Annotated in this window: 14 protein-coding genes; 5 read left to right on the forward strand and 9 right to left on the reverse strand. The window is 53.9% G+C overall.

Annotated features, from left to right (window positions below; genetic code table 11):
* Window positions 1–101: 101 nt before the first annotated feature.
* The 3 genes from eat to eutC are packed head-to-tail and all read left to right on the forward strand — an operon-like array spanning window position 102 to window position 3,593.
* On the forward strand, window positions 102–1,430 hold the full coding sequence (eat, locus tag KK062_RS11180; RefSeq protein WP_254084382.1) for an ethanolamine permease: 1,329 nt from the start codon (window positions 102–104) through the stop codon (window positions 1,428–1,430).
* Window positions 1,417–2,793: an ethanolamine ammonia-lyase subunit EutB gene (locus KK062_RS11185; RefSeq protein ID WP_254084383.1), complete on the forward strand. Its 1,377-nt coding sequence runs from the start codon at window positions 1,417–1,419 to the stop codon at window positions 2,791–2,793. The genes eat and KK062_RS11185 overlap by 14 nt, the downstream gene beginning before the upstream one ends.
* Window positions 2,790–3,593 (forward strand): ethanolamine ammonia-lyase subunit EutC, encoded by an 804-nt coding sequence (gene eutC, locus KK062_RS11190; protein WP_254084384.1) that lies wholly within the window; start codon window positions 2,790–2,792, stop codon window positions 3,591–3,593. The genes KK062_RS11185 and eutC overlap by 4 nt, the downstream gene beginning before the upstream one ends.
* Window positions 3,594–3,595: 2 nt before the next feature.
* On the opposite strand, the gene KK062_RS11195 is transcribed toward eutC, so the two are convergent.
* The 8 genes from KK062_RS11195 to KK062_RS11230 all read right to left on the reverse strand — a co-directional run bounded on the left by KK062_RS11195 (window position 3,596) and on the right by KK062_RS11230 (window position 20,473).
* The gene (locus KK062_RS11195) at window positions 3,596–4,423 is read right to left on the reverse strand and encodes an SDR family oxidoreductase (protein ID WP_254084385.1); all 828 of its coding nucleotides are present in this window, start codon (window positions 4,421–4,423) and stop codon (window positions 3,596–3,598) included.
* Between the two features lie 39 nt (window positions 4,424–4,462).
* Complete coding sequence (locus KK062_RS11200; RefSeq protein WP_254084386.1) at window positions 4,463–5,515, reverse strand: DUF6807 domain-containing protein; 1,053 nt, start codon at window positions 5,513–5,515, stop codon at window positions 4,463–4,465.
* Between the two features lie 192 nt (window positions 5,516–5,707).
* Window positions 5,708–7,072, reverse strand: a complete 1,365-nt coding sequence (locus KK062_RS11205) for a hypothetical protein (protein ID WP_254084387.1) — start codon at window positions 7,070–7,072, stop codon at window positions 5,708–5,710.
* Window positions 7,073–7,096: 24 nt separating this feature from the next.
* Window positions 7,097–8,683 (reverse strand): RagB/SusD family nutrient uptake outer membrane protein, encoded by a 1,587-nt coding sequence (locus KK062_RS11210; RefSeq protein WP_254084388.1) that lies wholly within the window; start codon window positions 8,681–8,683, stop codon window positions 7,097–7,099.
* A gap of 12 nt (window positions 8,684–8,695) precedes the next feature.
* Complete coding sequence (locus KK062_RS11215) at window positions 8,696–11,854, reverse strand: SusC/RagA family TonB-linked outer membrane protein (protein ID WP_254084389.1); 3,159 nt, start codon at window positions 11,852–11,854, stop codon at window positions 8,696–8,698.
* Window positions 11,855–11,929: 75 nt separating this feature from the next.
* A complete protein-coding gene (locus KK062_RS11220) occupies window positions 11,930–14,758 on the reverse strand; it encodes a TIM-barrel domain-containing protein (RefSeq protein ID WP_254084390.1) in 2,829 nt (942 codons plus the stop codon).
* Between the two features lie 731 nt (window positions 14,759–15,489).
* Entirely contained in the window at window positions 15,490–19,638 is a 4,149-nt protein-coding gene (locus KK062_RS11225; protein WP_254084391.1) for a hybrid sensor histidine kinase/response regulator transcription factor, read from the reverse strand.
* A gap of 34 nt (window positions 19,639–19,672) precedes the next feature.
* The gene (locus KK062_RS11230; RefSeq protein ID WP_254084392.1) at window positions 19,673–20,473 is read right to left on the reverse strand and encodes an RMD1 family protein; all 801 of its coding nucleotides are present in this window, start codon (window positions 20,471–20,473) and stop codon (window positions 19,673–19,675) included.
* Window positions 20,474–20,595: 122 nt separating this feature from the next.
* Between KK062_RS11230 and KK062_RS11235 the strand changes: the two genes are divergently transcribed.
* Window positions 20,596–21,357, forward strand: coding sequence for a S1/P1 nuclease (locus KK062_RS11235; protein WP_254084393.1), 762 nt, complete (start codon window positions 20,596–20,598; stop codon window positions 21,355–21,357).
* On the opposite strand, the gene KK062_RS11240 is transcribed toward KK062_RS11235, so the two are convergent.
* Window positions 21,358–21,723, reverse strand: coding sequence for a winged helix-turn-helix transcriptional regulator (locus KK062_RS11240; RefSeq protein WP_254084394.1), 366 nt, complete (start codon window positions 21,721–21,723; stop codon window positions 21,358–21,360).
* Window positions 21,724–22,082: 359 nt separating this feature from the next.
* Between KK062_RS11240 and KK062_RS11245 the strand changes: the two genes are divergently transcribed.
* Window positions 22,083–22,982 carry a helix-turn-helix domain-containing protein gene (locus tag KK062_RS11245; protein ID WP_254084395.1) on the forward strand — a complete coding sequence of 300 codons (900 nt, stop codon included), beginning with the start codon at window positions 22,083–22,085 and terminating at the stop codon, window positions 22,980–22,982.
* Window positions 22,983–23,370 lie beyond the last annotated feature (388 nt).

The following is a 23,370-nucleotide window of genomic DNA, read 5'->3' on the forward strand; positions in this document are numbered from 1 at the left end:
TTTTTTACACCGCGCCTGGCGCAAGTCTTCCGACCGAAGGGAGGGCGACTTGTGCCTGTCTAATGCCAGTCTTCAGACTGGCGCAGAAAATTATATAGCATATGAGTCAACCCGTACTCCAAAAAACACTAAGCGCTATCCACCTCTGGGCTATCTCCGTTGGCCTGGTCATCTCCGGCGAATACTTCGGGTGGAACTACGGCTGGGGCGCCGCAGGCACCGTGGGATTTCTACTCGTAACCTTAGTCGTCACCCTTCTATACATCACCTTCGTCTTCAGTTTCACCGAGCTCACCACCGCCATCCCAAACGCCGGTGGTCCCTTTGCCTATGCCCATAAAGCCTTTGGTCCTTGGGGCGGGCTTGTAGCGGGCTATGCTACCGTGGTGGAATTTGTATTTGCCACGCCTGCGATAGCCGCCGCGCTGGGCAGCTATGTTCACTTTTTATATCCCGCCATCACGCCGCTTGTCGCCGCGGTAGTTTGTTATATCGTATTCTCCTGCATCAACCTTCTCGGCATTAAAGAGTCGGCTACGTTCTCGCTTGTCGTAACACTGCTCGCCGTCGTAGAGCTCCTCATCTTTATGGGCATTGTAGCGCCCGCCTTTTCGTTTGAGAACTTTACGCGCCACGCATTTCCCATACAGTGGGGCGGGCTCTTCGCTGCATTGCCGTTTGCCATTTGGTTTTACCTGGCCATTGAAGGCGTCGCGATGGTGGCCGAAGAAGTAAAGGATCCGCAACGTCATATCCCGCGCGGCTATATCGCGGGTATTGTAACGCTGACGGTGCTGGCGCTGGGTGTCATGATCCTGACGGGCGGCATCGGCGACTGGCGTACACTTTCCACCATAGACTATCCCCTGCCAGAGGCCATTGGCCTGGTGCTGGGCAAGGATAATACTATTACCCGGCTCTTTGCAGGCATCGGACTGTTCGGGCTCATTGCTTCTTTTCATGGCATCATCATCAGCTACTCGCGTCAGCTGTTTGCGTTGGCGCGCGCGGGATTTTTACCGGGTGTACTGGCGACCGTGAACCGGCGATTTAAAACACCGCATGCGGCATTGCTGGCCGGCGGTAGTGCGGGAATGCTGATGTTGTTCTTTGCCGATACCGGGCAGATCATTATTCTCTCCGCGCTGGGCGCCGTGGTCATGTATATTATTAGTATGTTAAGTTTATTTCGGTTAAGGCGCATTGCGCCAGACCTTGTCCGGCCTTTTAAAACACCGTTCTATCCCATCTTCCCGGGCACTGCCCTGGTGTTGTCGGTGGTTAGCTTGTTGGCGATCGTGTATTACAATCCATTTATCAGTCTCTTGTTCCTGGGCGGCCTGATATTGACTATACTTGTATTCCGGGCCTCCGGTCGGGCACTTCGTATACCGGTAGAAACAGGCCCGCAGCACCATGAGCTATCGTGAAACGATCGGGCACACGACCTATACCTTCGCAGACCTGAAGGTACTGCTTGCCAGGGCTTCTCCTTTCCGTTCGGGCGATGCTTTGGCCGGCGTAGCGGCCGAACGGTATGAGGAACGCGTGGCGGCACAAATGTGCCTGGCCAATGTACCGCTGCAGAATTTTCTACAGGAGCCCATTATACCGTACGAAGAGGACGAGGTTACACGACTGATTATCGATACCCATGATGCCCCTGCGTTTCGTGCCATAAGCCATTTTACCGTAGGCCAGTTTCGGGATTGGCTCTTGTCGGATGAAGTAACCACGGCCGTATTACAACAGCTTGCGCCCGGACTTACACCGGAGATGGTGGCGGCCGTATCCAAGCTGATGCGCAACCAGGATCTGATCGTAGCAGCACGCAAGTGTGAAGTTGTGACCGCCTTTCGCAATACGATAGGCTTGAAGGGACGTCTGGCCACGCGCCTGCAACCCAATCATCCGACAGACGATCCGAAAGGCGTTGCCGCCAGCCTGATCGATGGGTTGTTGTATGGCAGTGGAGATGCCGTGATCGGTATAAATCCTGCTACGGATAATCCGCGGGCTGTACGGACCTTGCTCGAAATGCTCGACGAACTCATACGCCGTTTTGAGATCCCGACGCAATCCTGTATTCTTTGCCACCTCTCCACCACGCTGCGGCTCATGCAGCAACAAGCGCCCGTGGACCTGGTGTTTCAGTCTATAGGGGGCACGGAGAAAACAAACCGCAGCTTTGGCATAAGCCTGGCGATGTTGCAAGAAGGATATGAAGCGGCCCTGGCGTTGCAGCGCGGCACGGTAGGAAAGAACGTGATGTATTTTGAAACGGGCCAGGGGTCGTCGCTTTCGGCCAATGCGCATGGCGGGATAGACCAGCAGACATGCGAGGTGCGGGCATATGCTGTGGCACGCCGGTTTAAACCGTTGTTGGTAAATACCGTGGTGGGTTTCATCGGTCCCGAATATTTATACGACGGCAAGCAAATCATTCGCGCGGCGCTGGAAGATCACTTCTGTGGAAAGCTGATGGGACTGCCCATGGGCGTTGACGTTTGTTATACGAACCACGCCGAAGCGGACCAGGACGATATGGACAACCTGCTGACCTTGCTGGGCGTGGCAGGGTGTAATTTTATTATCTGCGTGCCGGGAGCCGATGATATTATGCTGAACTACCAGTCGTCGTCCTTTCACGATGCCCTATACCTGCGCCGGGCGCTGGAATTGGCGCCGGCCCCCGAGTTTAACGATTGGCTGATCCGGCAACGGATCTTTGACGCAGGTGGTAATCACCTGCCGGTGACCTCTGCACATGCGCTGCTAAAACCGCTTGTATGAAATCCGATCCGCCCTGGTTTATTTCTTCCAATGGTTCCCTGCCGGACCCCTGGACGTCGCTACAGCGTTTTACGGCAGCACGCATTGCCCTGGGGCGGTCAGGCGTGTCCATACCGTTGTCGGAGTCGCTGGGATTCCGGCTGGCACATGCTCATGCACGCGATGCGGTATACTCATCGTTAGATACCGCGGCATTGCAAGAAGGTCTGCAAACCTTCGCATTGCCCATGCTGTCGCTCCACAGCCAGGCCACTTCCCGTCAACAATATCTGCAACGACCCGACCTGGGACGCAAGCTGAACGAAGCATCACGGAAGCAAGTGCTGGCGGTGCGTACACAAAAAAAATATGATATAGCCTTTATACTCGCCGATGGTCTTTCGGCCATGGCGGTGAACACGCATGCACCGGCGGTGCTGACGCTGGTGCTTCCTACGTTGCTGGCGGATGGCTATACGCTGGCGCCTTTGTCGTTTGTCGGGCATGGACGCGTAGCGATCAGCGACGAGATCGGCAGCTTGTTGCAGGCACGCCTGGTGGTAATTCTGCTTGGTGAACGGCCCGGCCTGACGTCGCCGGATAGTATGGGAATCTATAGCACATATAACCCCACGGTGGGATTAACCGATGATGCCCGGAATTGTATCTCCAACGTGCGCCCGGCGGGATTGTCGTATGTCGCCGCCGTGCACAAGTTGCGTTACCTCATCCGGGAGTCGTTGCGATTGAAGCTCTCGGGCGTGGCGATCAAAGATCTTTCGGAATCTGGTGACACACTACCGGGTCTTACCGGTATATAACGCTACACTCCACAAAAAGCATTAAAGCCACCATCCACGGGCACATTGACTCCTGTCACGAATGCCGCGGCATCTGAGCACAACCACACCAATGTACCGATCAGCTCTTCCGGACGACCGAACCGGCCAAACGGTGTTTGATTGATCGCGGCCTGGCCCCGGGCGGTATAGGTACTGTCGGGGTTTGTCAGCAAGCTTCTGTTTTGTTCGGTGATAAAGAAACCCGGCGAGATGGCGTTTACGCGCAGTCCTTCACCAAACTTCCGGGCCATTTCCACTGCCAGCCACTGCGTGAAGTTATCGATGCCGGCTTTGGCGGCCGAGTAGCCCACCACGCGGGTAATGGGCCGGAACGACGACATGGAGGCGATGTTGATCACAACGCCTTTGCGGCGTGCCGCCATGTCTTTCGAAAATACCTGCGACGGCAACACGGTGCCCAGCAGATTCAGGTCTACTACTTGTTGAAAGGCGTCGATGTCGAGGTCGAAGAAGTTTTTGTCGGGGGCAATGACAGCACCGGCCATGTTTCCGCCGGCAGCATTCACAAGGATGTCGATGGTACCAAATTCTTTTATCACATGTTCGTAGGCAGCGTCGAGCTGGTCGCGTTGCAACACGTCGGCGCCCACACCGAGTGCTTTACCGCCTGCGGCGCGCAACTCCCTGGCAATATCCTCGGCAGCGTCCTTGCGACGTCCGAGAATGACGACCGACGCCCCCGCGGCGCTTAGGCCTTTTACCATAGCCTGTCCCAGCACACCCGTGCCGCCGGTCACTACAGCGGTCTTGCCCGCCAGTGAGAAAAGTTGATTGGTTTGCAAATTCATCCTGCTCTATTTCTGTATTCTATTTATATACTTTGCCTGTTACCGCTTTGCGAAGTCGTTCGCCAGGGCATCGATCTCGGTCGGCGCGAGCGTGCTACCCTCGTGCACGACGACGCGATATTTGAGATTGACAGTTTCATCTTTCTTCAGCGTAAAGTTTAGCGCCTCTTTGCCTTCGCTAAAAATCTTTTGTCCGAGTGGGTTCGCGGCAAACAGGCCGTAACCACGTGCATGCCAATATGTGGGATAGCCTATATTCCTGGGGTGGTCAATGATGGCAATGGAAACTTCTTTCCCGTCTGTCTTTCCATTTAACGTCGTCCATACAGAACGTTTGGCCCAGGTTGCATCGCCGCGTATACCTTCTTTGTTTACATACATCCCGGTGACACCTTCGGCGTCCATTTTCTTGACCGTGGTGACATTGCCCTGGGCGTCAACAAAACTGTCCTCCTGATTGGAGGGCATCTCCAGCGATCGGGCTACACGCAAGCCCAGCAGTCCGTCCTTTACATCTTTAAATATAACTTGCTCGACACGCGCTTTCAGTGTACAGGCGCGGTCGATAATCAGGCTGTTGTTCTCTACCTGGAAAGTATAGGTCGTAATTTCTTCCAGCAACACATTGCCGTTGATGTCTACCCAGTGGCTGAGCGTTTCAAGTTTCGCCTCGGGTTTTCCTTTGTGCACCAGGGTATTGGCACTCAGTATACGCTGGTGGCGAATGGACCCGTACTTCGGTTTCTTATCCGCCGCAATAGCGTCACTGTTATTCCAGAAGTCGAGGCCATTTACGCTTTCGTAGTTCAACCACAGGCCCACATGGTGGGGGTGGTCTGTACGTTCACCGGCGCGTGGCGCAATAGGGAAGCCACGGGTGATCGTGGTGCCCGATACCGTCTTGATGGGATACAGCACGGGCTTCTCGGTCGAGTCAAAATAACAATAGGCCGTCAGAAGCTTTCCGCCATACCATACCTCGATTTTCTTCTTTTCATCGAGGCGGACAAGCGAAAATCCTGTTGTTTGGGCAACCGTGTGGGCTATCGCCGCGCACAGCAGCAGGGCCCCGATCAGACATCCTTTTATCATAGAATAACTTGTTTTTTTACCTAAACTAACGTTTTCGGTCACCAATTATACTAAAATAATAGTAAGGGGGACACACAGAGGATGAGCGGAATGTAAAAAAGAAACAGCCCACCGGCGGGGTGGGCTGTTTCATGCGTTGGGAACGGTACCAGCGTTATGCTACTGGTACTGTTAAAATTGTCGCAGGAAGACCTATTCCGGAATTACATAATGGAATGCAAACCATTCATCTTTGGCAACATCATAGCTTGTTCCAAACCAGATGCCTTTTTCAGCGGTCTCGCCCGGAAAGGCTTTTACCACCTTGAGCGTTGTGGCCGAAGGAGTCATCCAGCTTCCCGCGTTTTGCAGCAGTAGACCGTCGGTCAGCGTGATCTCGTTTGTTTCTTCGTCGATAGCAAAGGTACCTTCGGTCAGCGTACCATCCTGGTAACGGCTATATTTCATCCCCAGACGCTCGAAGCGGATCCAGGCTCCGTCTACAGCGTCGTCCCAGGTATCATTCCAACCCCAGTCCCGTGAGCTGGTGTGATCGACGGTCCAGCCACGGCCTTTACCAATCCAATCGATTGGGTTACCGGCAGCGTCGAGTACCCAGGTCTGCGATTGTCCAGGACCACCGGCCAGCAGCATCAGCAATTCTCCCGAAGCAAATTTCGGATCGAAACCTTCGTCAGGGGGGAGCGGGCCACTCGGCACCCAGTTGTCGGAGTATTCCTTCGACAGAAAGTTGTACGTAACAAGTGCAGGGCCCTCACCATCTACGTCACGGTCGCGCAATACGCCGAGTTGCATAACATCTTCTGTCAGTGACAATACCACGTAATGCTGCCAGTCGCTGATGCCCGTCAGTCCATTCTTGGCAGGCTTATAACCACGCAGAATGGTACCATCATTAATGGTCAGCATCATTGTTGCGACGTCGAGGACATAGGTGCCGTTCTCTTCCACACCGCCTTCCATGGGTTTGGTCGCATGGAAACCTGCGCCGTTCTTGAGGTCAAAGGTCATGACACCATAGTCACCGTCAAGCATAACACCCGGGTAAACATCCGTAAGTCCAGGCGCCCACCACAGCGTGGCATGGTTGGCGGGGTCATAGAACGATATAGGACCAGGGAAAAATTTAGCGTCGGTATCCAGCACCCAGGACTTTTCGTTGCCCGGACCACCGCTGAGCAGTGTCCAGGTAGGATCGTTGACATAGGCAAGATTGTCTTCTGTTACCTCTACCGTCTTTGAGTCGACCTCCACCAGGCCGCCGGCCGTCAGGACCGAAAACTTGATCGTATAGCTTCCCTTGAACGGATAGTGTACAGTGTCGACCGCGCGAGTTGATTTACCGGTTTGGTAGTCCCACATGGAAATCGTGCCAGGCGTCGAGTTGGTTAGGATAACCGTGTTGCCGCCCGGATCGATGTTAAGCGCCTGCTTCACATCAAATGTGACCTGAGTTTTATCCAGCTTGCCGCCCAGACTGTAATCGTCGTCCTGGCAGGATGTGGCCAGGAGCAGGATGCCCAGGAGTACATAGAGTATGGTTTGTATTTTTTTCATATTGAATGCTTATTTAGGCTCGCCTTACCAACCGTTGTTTTGTTTCAGCACGTTGTTCGACAGCGTGATCTGTGTATAGGGAATTTGCTGCAGCCCCATCGTCTGGCGAACGTTGTCCGCCGCGATCTGCTTCTGAGTATCCACACCGCCGTTCTGTACAGTCACCGTTGTGTTAATCGCATTGGCGGCCACCTCGATGCCCTGACGCAACAGGTCCCAGTAACGAATACCTTCCAGGGCGAATTCCAGGCGACGTTCCTCCATCAGAGCAGCCTGCGTCACAGGAATCGACGCAAAATTTTCCCGATAGGCACGCTCCCGCACGTCGTCGAAGTATGCTTGCGCATTACCACTGCCAAGCTCGGCTGCCATCAATAATACATCGGCGTAACGGATGGACACATAATCCTGAAACTGGCCGATCATAAAGTCGGTCGCACCGTTCACAACCGCAATGCTTTTGCCGTCTTCATCCACCATCGGTATATATTTTTTACCGTAATAACCGGTGTATTCACGTTGGCCTTCGGTCGGTACGGAAATTTCTTCATCGACTACCGAAATGATCGAGGCTGCACGACGTGTATCAGTCTCGGAATAGGCGTCCCACAGTGCCTTCGTCACCGTTGATCCGCCCCAGCCATTGCCGTACGGGTATGAAAACTTGTCACGTATGCCAAGCAGCACCAACCAATGGTTACCGTCGGTGTCGCCGCTGTAATTACTGGTATACGTATATTTGATGGCAAAGACCGTTTCGATGTTATCTTCACCGGCATATGCCGTGACCGATGCCGCAGGCCATAGTTTGGTAAAGTCATCTACCAACGCATGACCGCTTTTAGCAATACAGTCTTCCAGGTATTCCAAGGCCTGCGCCTTGGTTACAAGACCTACCAGGTCGGTCTTGCCATAATAGCCCGTATAATACAGGTATACCCGTCCGAGCAACGCTTCGGCAGCCCATTTCGTAATACGGCCGCGCTCGGCCACCGGCTGCGCCGAATAGGCCACGTCCGGCATATTGTCGACGGCGTATTTCAGGTCTTCGGCAATCACACGGTATACATCGTCTGCCGGTGACTGCGAAACGTTTTCGGTCGAAGGCTCTGTCAGCAGCGGAATATTACCCCACAGGCGCACCATGTCGAAGTACAGGTATGCACGCAGGAAACGCGCTTCTGACTCGTACTGCGGGCGCAGATCCCCGTCGGTCCCCCACTCGATCTGGTCCATTTTACCGATCAGTACGTTGCACCGGTAAACGGCCTTGTAGTAGGCGATCCAGTTCTGATCGAACAGGTTCTGATCCGAGGGTGAACGAAGCCGGTCGAACTCGTCGAGGGCCTGGTAGCCCCAACCGTCGGTCGCACCTGTGCCGCCAAAAGTATTATCGGATAGGACTTCCGCAGCTACCGGCAAACTAACGCCGCTTGCCCACACCGACTGCAAACCATCATAGCATCCGACCAGCGCACGATATGCCTGCTCGGGCGTGCGGTAGTATGTATCACCGCTGGCCAGGGTCTCCGGCTCTACTTCCAGGAAATCGCCGCAGGCACTCACCAAAAGGCCCGCAACCAAAACGATATATAAAGTGAATTTCTTCATGGTCATCATCTCTTAGAATTTAACATTAACCCCTACCATAAACGTACGTGGCCGTGGGTAGTAGCCCAGATCGATTCCCGACGAGAACTTGTCACGCTCGCCGTTGTCGATACCGTAGCCAATTTCCGGGTCCATACCAGTGTACTTCGTGAACGTCATCAGGTTCAACGCAGACGCATACACACGCACCTGGTTGACATACTTCCGTTTCAGCAGCGTGGAAAGGTCGTAGCCCAACGTCACGTTGCTGATGCGCAGGAAATCACCGTCTTGGATATACAGGTCGGAGAACTGGATCCAGTTACGATTGTCATCCGTTACACGTGGCATCTCATTGGATGTGCCCGGCCCGTGCCAGCGATCCAGAATGGCCGTAGTATAATTGGCAAACTGGCTGGCCTGGTTACGGTACGCTTGTACGATCTGGTTGCCGGCCACACCGTTCGCCTGAATCGTCAGATCGAAACCTTTGTATGTAGCCGATACATTAAAACCGAATGTAAAGTCGGGCAGCGGGCTACCCAGCTCGGTTCTGTCCTGGTCATTGATCACGCCATTGTCGTCGCGGTCTACATATTTCACATCACCCGCTTGCGCCGTAGGCTGAATAACGGCCCCTTCCGACGATTGATACGCGGCAACTTCTTCTGCCGTCTGGAAAATGCCGTTCGTCTTCAAGCCCCAGAAGTAACCGATAGGGTGGCCGTTCTCCGCGCGGTAGAACTCCAGCGCGTTGTTGTACAGTTGGTTCGTGCCGCCGTGAATGATACCGTCTTGCGTCGGAATCCGGCCCACGCTGTTCTTATTGTACGCGCCGTTGACGCTGACATTATACTTCAGGTCGCCCAGGCTGTTATTGTACGCAACCGCCAGCTCGATACCGGTGTTCTTCACATCGCCACCGTTAATATACGGCGCGTCACCACCGGCAGTCGCCAGGATCGGGGCAACGATCAGCCAGTCTTTCGTTGTCTTTTTATACCAGTCGGCCGACACATTCAGTTTTCCACCGACCAGCTGCGCATCGAACCCGATGTCCACTTGCTCGGAGGTTTCCCACTTCAGGTCCGGGTTTCCTAAACGGCCCGGGTATGCGCCCGGAACCAGCCCGTTGGCACCTTCCACGTTCCCAAAGATGTAGTTGGTGCGAGAGAAAATAACCGGCGACATATACTGATACGCCACCGTGTTCTGGCTCCCCACCTGGCCCCAGCTCGCACGCAGCTTCAATGCCTGGAACAGGTTTTGATCCGCCAGGAACGCTTCGTTGGTAAGTAACCAGCCTGCCGATACCGACGGGAAATAACCCCATTGGTTAGACGCTGCAAACTTCGAGGAACCGTCAGCGCGCAACGTTGCATTCAGCAAGTATGTTTCCTTGTAGTTATAGTTCAAACGACCGAAGTACGACAGGCGGCGCTCGTTGTAAACCTTCGGACCTTCTGCCGAAAACGGCCGGTCGGTCGGACCACCGCCTACGGTAATGGTTGTACCGTTACGGTTGATGGCGTTGTCGAGCCAACCGTGGTCGATGTCGAAGAACACCAGGCCGGTGTTGCTGGCCCAAAGGCCCGAACGATCGTACATATAGGCTGAAGTACCCACCATCACATCGAAGCGGTGGTCGGTGTTGACGTTGAATCCGTAGCTCACCAGGTTGTCCCAGATCACCGTGCGGCCCTTGCCCATGTATTGGTCGGCCTTCGCCAGATTGTTTAAAGAGTAGGTCGAGAGCTTATACTCCGGCAGGAATGAGCGGGACTCGTCGGAAAAGTAGTCGATGCCGATGCTCGTCCGGAATTTGAGACCCTTGACCGGCTCTACTTGCAGGTATACATTGCCCAGCAACTTTTGGTTGTTGCCGCGGTTCTGGTTGGTATACACCATTTCGGCATACGGGTTGGCCTCCGAGCCACCGGTCCAGTCGTCGGTTGTCACGACGGTATAATTTCCATCGGCATCATATACCGGCAGCAGCGGGCTCACGTTAAAGGCCGCGCGCAGCGAGTTGTTGTACTGGTTGCCCACTTTCAGGCCGCGATCGTTTACGTACGCGAACGTAAGGTTCTGACCGAGTGTAACGAGCTCTTTGAAGAGCTTGTGCTCGGTATTGATGCGAAAATTGTAACGCTCGTAGTACGAGAGGTCTTTGCCGCCCATGATACCTTCCTGCGACTGGTAGGATATCGATGTGGAGTATATCGAGTTTTCCGAGCCGCCCGTCAGGCCGAGCGAATAGTTTTGGGTCTTCGCATTTTTTACGGACATGGCGTCCACCCAATCCGTGCCGCCACCCAATAGCGCCGACGTCGCATCGATCTCCTCATTCGTAAAGTGCAGAGCCTTGCCCGAGTTGACGGCCGATTCGTTCATGATCGTCATATACTCGCGGGCGTTCAGCATCTGGGCGTCGCGGTAGGTGTTCTGTACGCCATAGAAGGCATCGAACGTTAGCTGCGGCTGCGTCTTGCCACGACCGGATTTGGTAGTGATCAGCACCACGCCGTTCGCGGCCTGCGAACCGTAGATGGCCGCCGAAGCAGCATCTTTCAATACGTCGATCGACTCGATGTCGGCGTTGTTGAGGTACGTGATGTCGGTGGTTAACACCCCATCTACCACGTACAGCGGCCCCGGGGCACCTACTGTCCCGACGCCACGAATCACGACACGCATCGGCTCGCCCGGCTGACCGGACGTAGACGATATCTGCACACCGGGCGCCTGGCCCTGCAGGGCTTGCAACGCGTTGGTCGTGCTCATTTTCTGGAGGTCGTCGCCCTTCACATGCAGGTTGGCGCCGGTGTTCAGTGCCTTCTTCTGCTCGCCGTAGCCTACTACCACGATCTCATCCAGCGTCGTCAGGTCTTCCGATATGGTAACGCTGATCTGCGTTTGATTGCCCACAGGGACTTCCTGCGTTTTGTAGCCGATAAACGATATCACCAGCACGTCGGTCGGAGCGGCCTCCAGGGTAAAGCCGCCGTCGACGTTGGCTGTTGTGCCGTACGAGGTACCTTTTACCAGCACATTGACCCCGGGTATAGGTGTACCGGTCTCATCCGTGATCTTGCCGGTAATGGTTTGCTTCTGGGCATGTGCTGTGGAAAGCCCCGCCAGAAGAAAACATACAGAAGCAAACCACAGGCTTCGGTAAATTTGTTTCATCATAGGTTAATTTGGTTTTCGGTTATTGATTGAGTATATCTCCCATTCCCTTGCGGGAAGTGAATTCATCTTCCCGGGTTATTTGATTTCCAGCGCACTGCCGGTATATTCTACCACCTGGTCGGGGCGGACGTCAAGTCCTACCCCGGCAGCGTGGTCTTTTTTAACCCAAACTATTTGTATTTTCCGCTTCTCGGGCATGCCTTTGTACGTACCCTTGCGTGCACCTATTGTAAGTGTGCCGGTTGACTCTTTGTATAACAGAGGTATGGTAGCATACGCGCCCTGTTCGTAGTTGTAATTGATGCCCTCGTCTTCGTACAAGGTAAAGGTAGCGTCTTTGCCAGTGAACACATAAAGTGTCAGCGGGTCGGTAACTTTCTCGCCGGTATATTGCAACGCCGGGCCGGCGGGCAAGATCGATCCTTCTTTTACATAGAGGGGCATGCGTTCCAGCGGCGCTTCGGCTTTCAGCGTACGGCCGCCGGCGTAGTAAGCGCCGGTGTAAAAATCGTACCATCCGTCAGTAGCCGGCAGGTACACTTCTCGTGAGCGTTCTTTATACGTGTGCACGGGATTGATCAGCAGTGCAGGACCGAACATGTATTGATCCCCGATGTTGTGTACTTTACCGTCGGCGTTAAAGTCCATGACCAGGCCGCGCATGATAGTATAATCGTTCCAGTAGCTCTGGCCGGCCAGTGAATAAATATAGGGTAGCAAGTGGTAGCGCAGCTTGTCGTAGTAGACCATACTGTTATACTCGGGCGTGCCGGCGGGCGCGATGTTGTAAATCTCCCGGAAGGGATACTGGCCGTGTGAGCGGAACAGCGGACAGAACGCGCCGAACTGGAACCACCGCGTGTTAAGCTCACGCCACTCGTTGAGGGTCTCGCCGCCGGTAGCCTGCTCGTAGCGTTTCTCGACGGAGAAACCGCCGATGTCCATCGTCCAGTACGGAAGACCGCTCAGGCCGAAGTTTACACCCGCCGCAATCTGGTCGGCGAAGTCGCTCCACCGCGAAACGATATCGCCGCTCCAGGTAGCCGCACCGTAGCGCTGCTGGCCGGCGAAGGCCGAGCGCGTAAGGATAAAGACACGTTTATCGGGGCTGGACTGGCGTTGTCCCTCGTATACCCCCTTGGCGTTCATCAGCGAGTAGGCATTGAAATATTTCGCGCCGGGGCCAAGTGCCGTGGGACTCATGTTTACCTTGCGCTCTTCGATCGACAGGTTCGAGTGCATGTCGGGCTCGGTAGCATCCAGCCACCACGCGTCGACGCCCAGGCTATTGAGGTGAGTGTCGATTTGGTGCCAGAACAGTTTGCCGGCTTCAGCATTAAAAGGATCGTAGAAGGTAGACTCGTAGCCGGCACCGACCCAGTCCTTGCGTTTTTTCTCAGCGTTGCGCACAAAGAGGAATCCTTTGCTGTTCATCTCGTCGTAGTTCGCTGTGCCCGTATTAAACTTCGGCCACACCGAAATCATGAGTTGTGCGTGCAGGTCGTTGTGCAACTCCTTCATCATGCCGGCCGGATCGGGAAAACGCTTCAGGTCAAATTCGTGCGAGCCCCACTTCGGATCTTCCCAGTATTGCCAGTCGAGCACGATGTTGTCGAGCGGGATGCCACGCTTGCGATATTCTTTTACCACGGCCACCATCTCCTGGGCGTTTCTATACCGCTCACGGCTCTGCCAGAAGCCCATGGCCCATTTCGGCGCAATGGGGGCCTTGCCCGTGAGGTAACGATAGCCTGCAATGACGTCGTCGGCATTGTGACCTTTAATAAAGTAGTAGTTGATCTCGTCGCCTACTTCGGACGATAGCGTGATTCGGTCCTGGTCTTCCTGCGGATAGGGGTCGAGATGTTTGACGGCAATATAGGCGCCGCCGTCGGGCGACCACTCGATCTTGATCGTGTGTTTTTCGTCGCCGGTAATCCGTACGTTAAATTTATTGGTGCCGGCATTCCAACCCTGGCGCCACTTGTCGAACAGCTGCTCACCATCGACCCAGACTTTAAAATAGCCAGAAGCATATACCAAGAATTTGTGATTGCCGGGGATAGCCGATGAAAACGATCCTTCCCATACTACTTTGCCTTGCTGCGCTACATCTTTCGGGAAGTTGTCCACCTGCGGTGTTTCGAGAAACTCGTATTCGATCCGGTCCTCTACGGTGGTCTTCACAACGTTATCTTTTACATAGTAGCTGGCCGTCAGTCCACCGGCTTTGCCGTCTTTGTCGTATAGCGTTAGACCGTACAACCCCTGGTAGGGACGCGGATCGCCAAAGCGGGAGATGGAATAATTATCCCACAGAAGGCCGTAGTTGCGGCTGGAGTATAAAAATGGCACCACGTCGACGATGTTCTGCTGGATCAGCTCGACGTCTTGTCCTTTATAGTTCATCTGGCCGTTCTGGTGGGCGCCGAGACCGTAGAGGGCTTCATCGCCGGGCGAGTCGAATACCTGTTGCACCTGGTGGGTAGCCAGTTTGTCAATGGTGGTCGGGGTAAATGTTTTACCGCCGCCGGTTTTTTCCTGGACGATCAGCTGACCGGTGGAGTCGGCAAAGGATACTTCGCCGGTGGTGCGCTTCACCGTGGCCCGCAGGGATTTTGTCACCAGCACCAGGGCGTCGTTGGTTTCTTCCAGCGTCCAGTCTTTTTTACCTTCCAGCCCGGGCAGTACGATCAGGCTTTGGGCGGTAGCGAAGGTGTCGGCCGTGCTGGCGGTAACATGGATGATATTGTCTGACACAACCTGAAGGCGGACCGCCCGGGTAGCCTGACCCTGGGTGGGTTTCAGGACGATGCCGTCGGCGAGCTTTTCAAAGTTTTTTTTAGGCTCACAAGAGATGAGTCCTGCCAGTACAATAAGGTTTGCGAGTATAACTTTTTTCATAGTATCCTATCCATTTCTCCTTTCTGCAACCGGTTCCTGGAAAACAATATTTCGCGCAATCGGTTGCGATAAAGGTAGTAGGGGAAGGTGCTTTGGGCGGGTATGGAATTGTCTGATCGTGGAGGCTCAAACGTTTTCGGAGGGTATCAGAATGTTTCAGAACAGGGGTTGAAATCGCTTCAGGCGGGGGAATGTCGGGATTTTGGAAACGGTTGCGGTGCAAAAAAGCGAAGCCGTCACAGTGCCTGGTGGGAGCGAAAAAGTAGGCGCGGGATACTCCCTATTAAAGCCCTACTAAAGCCGTACTAAAGCCCTATCAAAGCCCTATGCGCACAACGCAAAAAATACTGCAGCGGAGGCCCGGGTAAACAGACAAAAACCACACATAAGCCCTGGATGGCGTAATACCAATAGCCCAGGCCAGAGCGGCAGCGGAGGCCTGGCTAAACCAGACACAACCCCAGAATCTGAAGGGGCGTAACAATAACCCCTGCGCTTATTGTCTTAAAGTCTGGATTAATAGAAAATAAGAAAGGATAACGAGCCGGCGATCAGGATGTAGATCGTGATTTCGACAGCGAGCATGATGCGGATGGAGCGCTTGATTTTTTTATCGTGTGACATCGGCCTGGTTGAATGGTTCAAAGCTAAGAATCGAACCGGCGGCACATGGTTACGGAATCGCTTATAGATAGTATCGGAATGTTTCTTTTGAAGCTTTTCGACCGGCCTTACGCGGTGCCTTTGCGTTTTCCGGCGGCGTAGGCTGAGGGAAGGACGTCGTATTGGTCTTTGAAGTAGCGGGCAAAATATTTGGGGTTGTTGAAGCCAACGCGGTAGGCGACCTCCGCTACGGTCAGCTGACTCTTCTCCAACAACTGGGCGGCCTGTTGCAGGCGGATGGTACGAATGAATTCCAACGGCGATTTGCCGGTCAGGGCAAGTATTTTTTTGTAGAAGTGGGCGCGGCTGATGCCGAGCGCGCGGCTGAGGTCCTCGACGGAGAACTCGGGCGAGGCGATGTTGTCCTCCACACATTTGATGGCGTTCTGGATAAACTTCTCGTCCAGCGGTGTGATCTGCAGCTCGCTGGCGCGGACATCCAGCTGGCGGGGAAAGGCCTGGTGAAACTTCTCGCGCCGGGCGATAAGGTTGCGAATGCGCGAGGCCAGTATTTCGAAGTTGAAGGGTTTGGTGATGTAGTCGTCTGCGCCGGTGCGGAAGCCTTCGAGCTTTTGTTCTTCGGCCGCCCGCGCGGTTAATAGAATAACGGGGATGTGCGACACGCGCTGGTCTGTCTTGATGTTGCGGCAGAGTTCGATGCCGTTCATTTCGGGCATCATGATGTCGCTTACCACCAGGTCGGGTAGCTGCTCTTGTACTTTCTTCCAGCCTTCGCGGCCATTGCGCGCCTCGAGTACCTGGTACTCCAGCTTCAGGTTGTCTTTGAGGTAGAACCGGAAGTCTTCATTATCCTCTACCAGCAGCAGCAGCGGCTTCTTTCCCGCCATTTCGCCATCCTCGGCTACTCCTGTCGGTTGTCTTATTGCCTCTTCCGTTACATCTTCGGCTTCCTGATCCACATCACCCTCCTCTATACGCTTCACTTCGTGTAGGGGTAGCGTAACGGTGAAGAGGCTGCCCTGTCCGGGATCGCTTTGTACGGTGATTGTACCACCGTGTATTTTGACAAACTCCCGTGTGATGGCCAACCCGATGCCACTGCCCTGGTTGACCATGCTTTTCGGAAGCTCGTGCTGGAAGAAGCGTTCGAAGATCCGTTCCTGCTTGTCGGCCGGGATGCCGATGCCTGTGTCCTGTACGCGAATAGCGATACGCTGACCGGCCCCCTCCCCTGCTTGTAGCGATACCGTTACGGTCACCGCGCCATGCTCCGGCGTAAACTTGAAGGCGTTGGACAACAGGTTGAACAGGATCTTTTCCAGCTTATCCTGATCGAAAATGGTCTCGAGGGCCGCCACGCCGGTGTGGAAGTCCAGGCGGATATCTTTCTTTTCGGACAGGTCGGAAAAGGAGTATACGGTGTCGCGTATAAACGCAATGATGTCGCCTTCCGAGGGATTAAATTTTACCTCTTGCACCTCGAGCTTGCGGAAATCGAGTAGCTGGTTTACCAGGCTCAGCAGGCGACGCGCGTTGCGCTGAATGACCTGGAACTGTTGCTGCTGCCCGGGCTCGGTGGCCTGGCGCAGCATTTTTTCCAGCGGTGTGAGGATCAGCGTGAGCGGCGTGCGAAACTCATGGCTCACGTTGGTGAAGAATTTTATCTTCATCATGTCGAGCTCGTGCATGCGGGCAGCTTCCTGACGCTCCTGCTCAATGATAAATTTCATCTTTTCGCGCTGCTGGATCAATTTACGTGTAACGAGCAACGCTGCAATGACAAATACGAAATAGAGCAACAAGGCCGTGCGCGTTTTCCAGAAGGGCGGTAGCACGGTGATTTTTAGCCGGGCACCTTGTTCGTTCCACACGCCGTCATTGTTGGCCGCTTTGACCCGGAAGGTGTATTCGCCGGGGTCCAGGTTGGTAAAGGTTACGCGGCGCGAGCGGCTGTCGGCGGGTAGCCAGTCGTTGTCAAAGCCTTCCAGTTTATAGAGGTACGTATTGTTTTCGGGGTGGAAGAAGTTGAGGGCGGCGAACTCGATCGAGAATACGTTTTTGTCGGGCGGCAGGACGATGGCCTGGCTTTCGGTAATGGCGGCGGAGAGTACTATCGTACCGTCGACGGATTCGTCGGGATGAATGCTTTTGTTAAAGAGCTGGAAGTCGGTCAACACCACCTGCGGTGGTATCGTGTTGCGTCCCAGCTGGCCGGGCTTAAAGATGTTGAAGCCACTGGCGCCACCAAAGACGAGCTCACCACGACGCGTTTTGAGGGCGGCGTTTTCATTGAACTGTTTTGCTTGCAGACCCTCCGCCTCACCATAATTGCGAAAGGTATACGTGACGTTGCCGCCGGGCTGCTGCCGAACCTCCAGCTGTGACAGGCCATTGGGTGTGCTCATCCAAAGGTAGCCCTGGTCGTCTTCGAGAATGGTGAGCACGGCGTTGTGCGGCAGACCGTCGGCGACGGTGAAGGCGCGGAAGGTTTTGGACTTTTTATCGTATAGGTTTAATCCGCCGGCGGTGCCGATCCAGAGGCGCCCGGCGGCGTCTTCGCGGATATCGTATACGTTGTTATTGCTGAGGCTGCCGGGGTTGTTCTTTTCGCTTTCGTAGTGTAGGAAGCGTCCGCGCGCGCGGCTCAATACGTCGATGCCCAGCGATGTACCGATCCAGACGTTGCCTTCACGGTCTTCGGTAATGGCGGCGATGTAGTCGGAATGGATGGCCTGGGGGTCGCTGGTTTTATAGTGCGCGAACGTATGGGTGCGGGTGTCGAGCAGGTCGAGGCCGCCGTTGAGTGTGCCGATCCAGAGGCGCTGGCGCGAATCTTCAAATATTTCCCAGACGCTGGCGGCAGCCAGGCTGGTGGGATCTGTGGAATTGTGCGTATAGCGTGTAAAGCTCTTGCCGTCGAAGCTGTTGAGCCCCCCCAGGTACGTGCCGATCCACAGTGTCTTGCGGTGGTCGATCCATAAGCTCACGATCACGTTGCTGCTCAGACTGTGAGTATTACCGGGAATATTTTTATAGGTGGTATAGACCCCCGTGCTACGATTGAAGTAAATCAGGCCGCCGCCGTTTGTACCAATCCAGAGATTGCCCTGGTCGTCTTCTATAAAACGGTTTACATCGCTGTAGGGTAGTGCGCCGGTGCCGGTGTGGTCATAGCGCGGAAAGCGCAGCAGGTTTTTGTGGTAGTAGCTGATGCCGCGCTTATAGGTGCCGATCCAGAGAATGCCCTGATCGTCTTTATACAAAGCATTGATGCTGTTTTGGCGAAGGCTTTTTGGATCGTCTTCCTGGTGGACAATGGTCTGAACGGTGTGATTCTTTTTGTCGAGAATGTTGATGCCACCATGGTCGGTGCCAATCCAAACCCGCCCCTGATCATCGGGTATAATGGCACGCACGAGATTGGTGCTGAGTCGTGGTTCCGGGCCGGTAGCCGTGTAGTGTTGCAGCGTGCCCGTGACGGGATGGACGTGGTATACGCCCAGAGCCTCATCCTGTGCGAAGATCCAGAGGTCGCCTTCGGGATCGACCGCCATGCGATAATCGAATTTGGCTCCCCGCAAGGCTTTGTTCCGGTAGTCTATCCGGTAGCCATCTTTTGTGATGACGATACGCTCGAGCGTGCCGTTGGCGTGGAGTGCCCAGTAGCGGCCGGCGGCATCTTGTAGAAAGCTTGTAACGCTATCAGACTCGAGGGTGTTCGTGTCGCCGGGCACATGCCGCAGGGACAGGCTTTGGCGGGTAGTTGTATCGTAGCGAACCAGGCCGGCAGTAGTGTGTACAAACCAATAGTGGCCGGCGGCGTCCTTCACGACGTCGCGCAGGCGGTTTAGCGGCAGGTGGTAGGCTTGAAAAAAAGCCTTGGCGTTGGTCTGGAAGCTCTCCTTAACGGGATCGTATATATTAAAGGTATCGGCGGTAATTACCCCCAGGCGGCCACCGGGCACCTCCACGACGGCGTGAACAAGGTTCGCGGCGATGGTGGTGGAATCGCGGGCGTCGTGCTGGAATACTTTGAAGCTGTAACCATCGTAACGGCTCAGGCCAAAGGCCGTGCCGACCCAGAGAAAGCCGCGGCTATCTTTGTAGAAGCATAATACCTCGTTGTGGGAAAGGCCCTGGTTCACGTCTACGTGCATGAACTGGTAGCGGCCGGGCTGTGCTTGCAGCCGCGGCAGCGCGGACAGCAACGCCAGCCACACCCAGACGATCCTGCACTTTGTGATTGCCGATACCATATACCTGTATGCAAGGTAAGGAAGTATTCGGATATCACCCGGCGATCTTGAGGATCTTGGTGATCAGGAGATCAAACACTTCTACCAGGATGAGGATGATAATGATATATTCCAGCACGGTGTTTTCACGCTGGTGGATTATTTCGCGGAAGACGGAGAGGTTGTCTTCTATGATGCGCAAGGTGTATTCTACTTCGCTGAAGCGCACGCGCAGGTCAAAGTGTTTGGCGAGCCCACGTTGTAATGTGTCAAGGTATTCATCATTCCACACAAGCTCGGGTGCGTCGAAGATGTATATGTTCTCGGCTATTTCGTTTTGTGTGCTCAGCGCCTTGCCGATAAATCGCATCATGTTATTGCGGCTGATCTTGAGCTTACCGGTAAGCTGCAACTGGTTGGCAAACCCTTTTACCTCGGTGAGCAGCGTTTCGCTGACGCCGTGGTAATAGTCGAGCGCTACCGACTGCGCCAGGTTGAACATGGCGATGCGGATAACCCTGTCGTCGAGCCGGCCCAGCACCACTTCGTCAAACTGAAAGGCGATGTCGTTGCGTTCTTCCAGCCGCAAATCGTGGTCGTCGCGTAGCCAGGTAACGGGCGGGCTTTTCTGGAATTTGTCAATGGCCTTGATGGCCCACTTCATTTCGTCTTCGTTATAGCCGGCAAAAACCATTACACCATAGTTAAAATAGTATTGGTATTTTTCTCCCACGAAGTTGTAATACAGCTCAGACGACGAATCGGCCAGGGGTTTGATGTCCAGGAAGGCTTTGATACCTTTTATATCCAGCTGGTTGGCAACAAGAAATGCGGAAAGTTTTACCGTGTGCGGCATACGATTTTCAAATCTATAAAGTTAAAACAATAAGATGCGTGTAAAAGGTGTCATCTTTTACAAAAAGTGTGTTTGAAAAGCTGATTTTTCGTTGAGATTTGCGTGCTTATTGCTGATATACTATGAAAAAAATCATCATTCTGCTATTGTTTACCGTATGTTATGCCCACGTTAACGCCTGGGGACCTACCGGCCATCGGGCGACGGGCTGGATCGCCGACAAGTACCTCAACAAAAAAGCCCGCAAGGAAATCGAGCGCGTGCTGAGCGGACAATCACTCGCCATGGCCAGTACCTGGATGGACGAGATCCGGTCGGACTCCGCGTACGACTATACGGCCGACTGGCACTGGGTTACATTGCAAGACGGGCAGACCTATGAGCAAAGTGAAAAGAATCCCAAGGGCGATATTATCCAGGCCCTGGAAAAAATCATTACGGAGCTGAAGTCGAAGACACTGACGCCGGAAGAAGAAACCAGGCGCGTGAAGATGCTGATTCACCTGATCGGCGATATTCACCAGCCATTGCACGTAGGCGGTGGTAGCGACCGCGGTGGCAACGATGTGCGTATCTCGTGGTTCCGCAACGAAAGCAACCTGCACCGCGTGTGGGACAGCGAAATGATCGACGACACCAAGCTTAGCTATAGCGAGCTGGGACAGTCACTCGACAAACCTACCCCGGCGCAACTTACCGGCTGGCAAAACTCTTCTGTTAAAGACTGGGCTTACGAGAGCATGGCATATCGCAAGCAGGTATATGATTACGGTAACGGCAAACTGGGCTACCAGTATTCGTACAAGTATTTTCACATCGTGCGCTATCGTCTGCTGCAAGCCGGTATACGCGTGGCCAGCGTGCTGAACGAGATCTACGGTTAATCAGGCTTCTTGCTGTTGCAGGGCCTTTTGTTCTTTGTGTTGCTCGCCCCAGGTAGAAATGCTGTGCAGCAACGGTTCCATAGTCTGCCCCAGCGGTGTGAGCTTGTACTCCACCCGGGGCGGCACTTCGGCATACGCCATCCGTTCGACCAAACCATCGCCTTCCAGTTCTTTTAGCTGTGTCGCCAGCACGCGCTCGGACACCCCCGCGACGATTTTGCGCAGTTGGCCGTAACGCAATATACCGTTGTTTACCAGTGCCCACAGTATGGCGGGCTTCCACCTGCCTCCTACCAGCGACAATGTATAGGCCATGCCGCAGCTCTGTAATATCTGCTGTTCGTTGATGGCATTGGTTGAATTCATTTTTCGCATACTTACTTTTTTATCAGTGTCTGATCCTTTTAGCCGTTACAGGGCGAACAAAAGTACACCCCCCGCTTTTGAAACGAAATCATGGCAGGATTAATCCGTCAGACCATGAAAATTTTAATTGTTATTCATTGGGTAGACGTTGCGGGGCCGCTCGTTTGCGTGCTGCCGGTGACTATTTTATGGACTGACCGCCATTTCCTCCTGCACATTTCCTTTTAAAGGACTTAATTCGTGTTTATCTTGGCTTACAGAGGAATGTTTGAATTTTGCAAGCTTCGCTTTGATCCGCGTAAGCGCCGCGGGCAAATCGTGTTGCATCTTTACAACCGCCAGCATCCGAAATTACCCGTATGGAAAAGACTGAAACACTCGAAGATTTTTATCAGCGCAAGCTGCAGTGGATGCCCGAGAACCTGAAACAGGACATCGGCCACTTTAATGTATTCCGCCTGGAAGATTTTATGGCCCACGGCTCGGCCGGGGCATACAGCCGCCGGTCGTTTTATAAGATCAGCCTGATCCGTGGCCGGAATGTTTTCCACTATGCCGAGAAAAGCCTGGAGGTAACGGGCTCGACGTTGATGTTTTTTAATCCGCAAGTGCCCTACACCTGGGAAAGTTTGAGCGATACCAACACAGGGTTCTTCTGCATTTTTAAGGAAGCCTTCTTTACCGAGAAGATCCGCGGCAGCATCAGCGACTTTCCCATGTTTGCCCCGGGAGCCAAGCCTGCTTACTTTTTGAACAAAGCGCAGGACAAGCAGGTGACGCAGATCTTTAAGAAGATGCAGGATGAGATTGCGTCGGACTATACGTACAAGTACGATCTGATCCGTAACTATGTGACGGAGGTCATTCACTATGCGCTCAAGTTGCAGCCGTCAGAGACGCTCTATCAACATACGAATGCCAAGTCGCGCATAGCGTCGATCTTTACCGAGTTGCTGGAACGCCAGTTTCCGATCGAGTCGCCTACACAACGATTTACGTTGCGCTCGGCAAATGACTTTGCGCAAGCGCTGGCGGTGCATGTCAATCACCTGAACCGCGCTATTAAAGAGACTACGGGAAAGACCACTACCGAACATATCCTGGATCGGCTGGCGATCGAAGCCGGTGCGTTGCTGAAGCATACCGACTGGAATATATCGGAGATCAGTTATGCACTTGGATTTGAGGAGCCTGCACATTTCAACAACTTCTTCAAAAGGCATTTTTCGATGACACCTACGGCCTATCGCACAGTATAGGGTTGGCAACGCCCGACGAATTGCCGGACGGTGCCAGTTTAAACCTCACCCTCACCTGCCTGATGCCATACCCGACCTTACGATGTTCCACCCCTTTTATAGCGTAGATCATCCGTGGTTCAACCGTGGAACATCTATGGAGGAACCCTGTGGGATACTCGAACTATCCCCGGCAGAAAGCCCCTTTTCCCGGTCCCACTTTCGACTCGCTGTCGATCTTTTTCGACTTTCCGGAACACCTCCCGGCCACTCCGTGAACGTCATTTTTCAAACGAACGAAATTATTTCCTAAACAACCAGTCAAAACTGATACAACACGTGGTGAACATGTGATCCGGTACTGCTCCATAAGTGATCATGGCTTGAATCCTGCAAGCATCGCTTTGAA

Origin of the sequence: Dawidia cretensis, assembly GCF_018598175.1 — a bacterium.
In the GTDB taxonomy this organism is placed as follows: Bacteria; Bacteroidota; Bacteroidia; order Cytophagales; family Cyclobacteriaceae; genus Ohtaekwangia; species Ohtaekwangia cretensis.

Bases quoted from the DNA above. Each gene is read 5' to 3' on its own strand.
- KK062_RS11210 (WP_254084388.1), bottom strand. From the start codon at position 8,683: ATGAAGAAATTCACTTTATATATCGTTTTGGTTGCGGGCCTTTTGGTG.
- KK062_RS11195 (WP_254084385.1), bottom strand. From the start codon at position 4,423: ATGAATTTGCAAACCAATCAACTTTTCTCACTGGCGGGCAAGACCGCT.
- KK062_RS11240 (WP_254084394.1), bottom strand. From the start codon at position 21,723: ATGAATTCAACCAATGCCATCAACGAACAGCAGATATTACAGAGCTGC.
- KK062_RS11235 (WP_254084393.1), top strand. From the start codon at position 20,596: ATGAAAAAAATCATCATTCTGCTATTGTTTACCGTATGTTATGCCCAC.
- KK062_RS11205 (WP_254084387.1), bottom strand. From the start codon at position 7,072: ATGAAAAAAATACAAACCATACTCTATGTACTCCTGGGCATCCTGCTC.
- KK062_RS11230 (WP_254084392.1), bottom strand. From the start codon at position 20,473: ATGCCGCACACGGTAAAACTTTCCGCATTTCTTGTTGCCAACCAGCTG.
- KK062_RS11245 (WP_254084395.1), top strand. From the start codon at position 22,083: ATGGAAAAGACTGAAACACTCGAAGATTTTTATCAGCGCAAGCTGCAG.
- KK062_RS11220 (WP_254084390.1), bottom strand. From the start codon at position 14,758: ATGAAAAAAGTTATACTCGCAAACCTTATTGTACTGGCAGGACTCATC.
- eutC (WP_254084384.1), top strand. From the start codon at position 2,790: ATGAAATCCGATCCGCCCTGGTTTATTTCTTCCAATGGTTCCCTGCCG.
- KK062_RS11185 (WP_254084383.1), top strand. From the start codon at position 1,417: ATGAGCTATCGTGAAACGATCGGGCACACGACCTATACCTTCGCAGAC.
- eat (WP_254084382.1), top strand. From the start codon at position 102: ATGAGTCAACCCGTACTCCAAAAAACACTAAGCGCTATCCACCTCTGG.
- KK062_RS11215 (WP_254084389.1), bottom strand. From the start codon at position 11,854: ATGATGAAACAAATTTACCGAAGCCTGTGGTTTGCTTCTGTATGTTTT.
- KK062_RS11225 (WP_254084391.1), bottom strand. From the start codon at position 19,638: ATGGTATCGGCAATCACAAAGTGCAGGATCGTCTGGGTGTGGCTGGCG.
- KK062_RS11200 (WP_254084386.1), bottom strand. From the start codon at position 5,515: ATGATAAAAGGATGTCTGATCGGGGCCCTGCTGCTGTGCGCGGCGATA.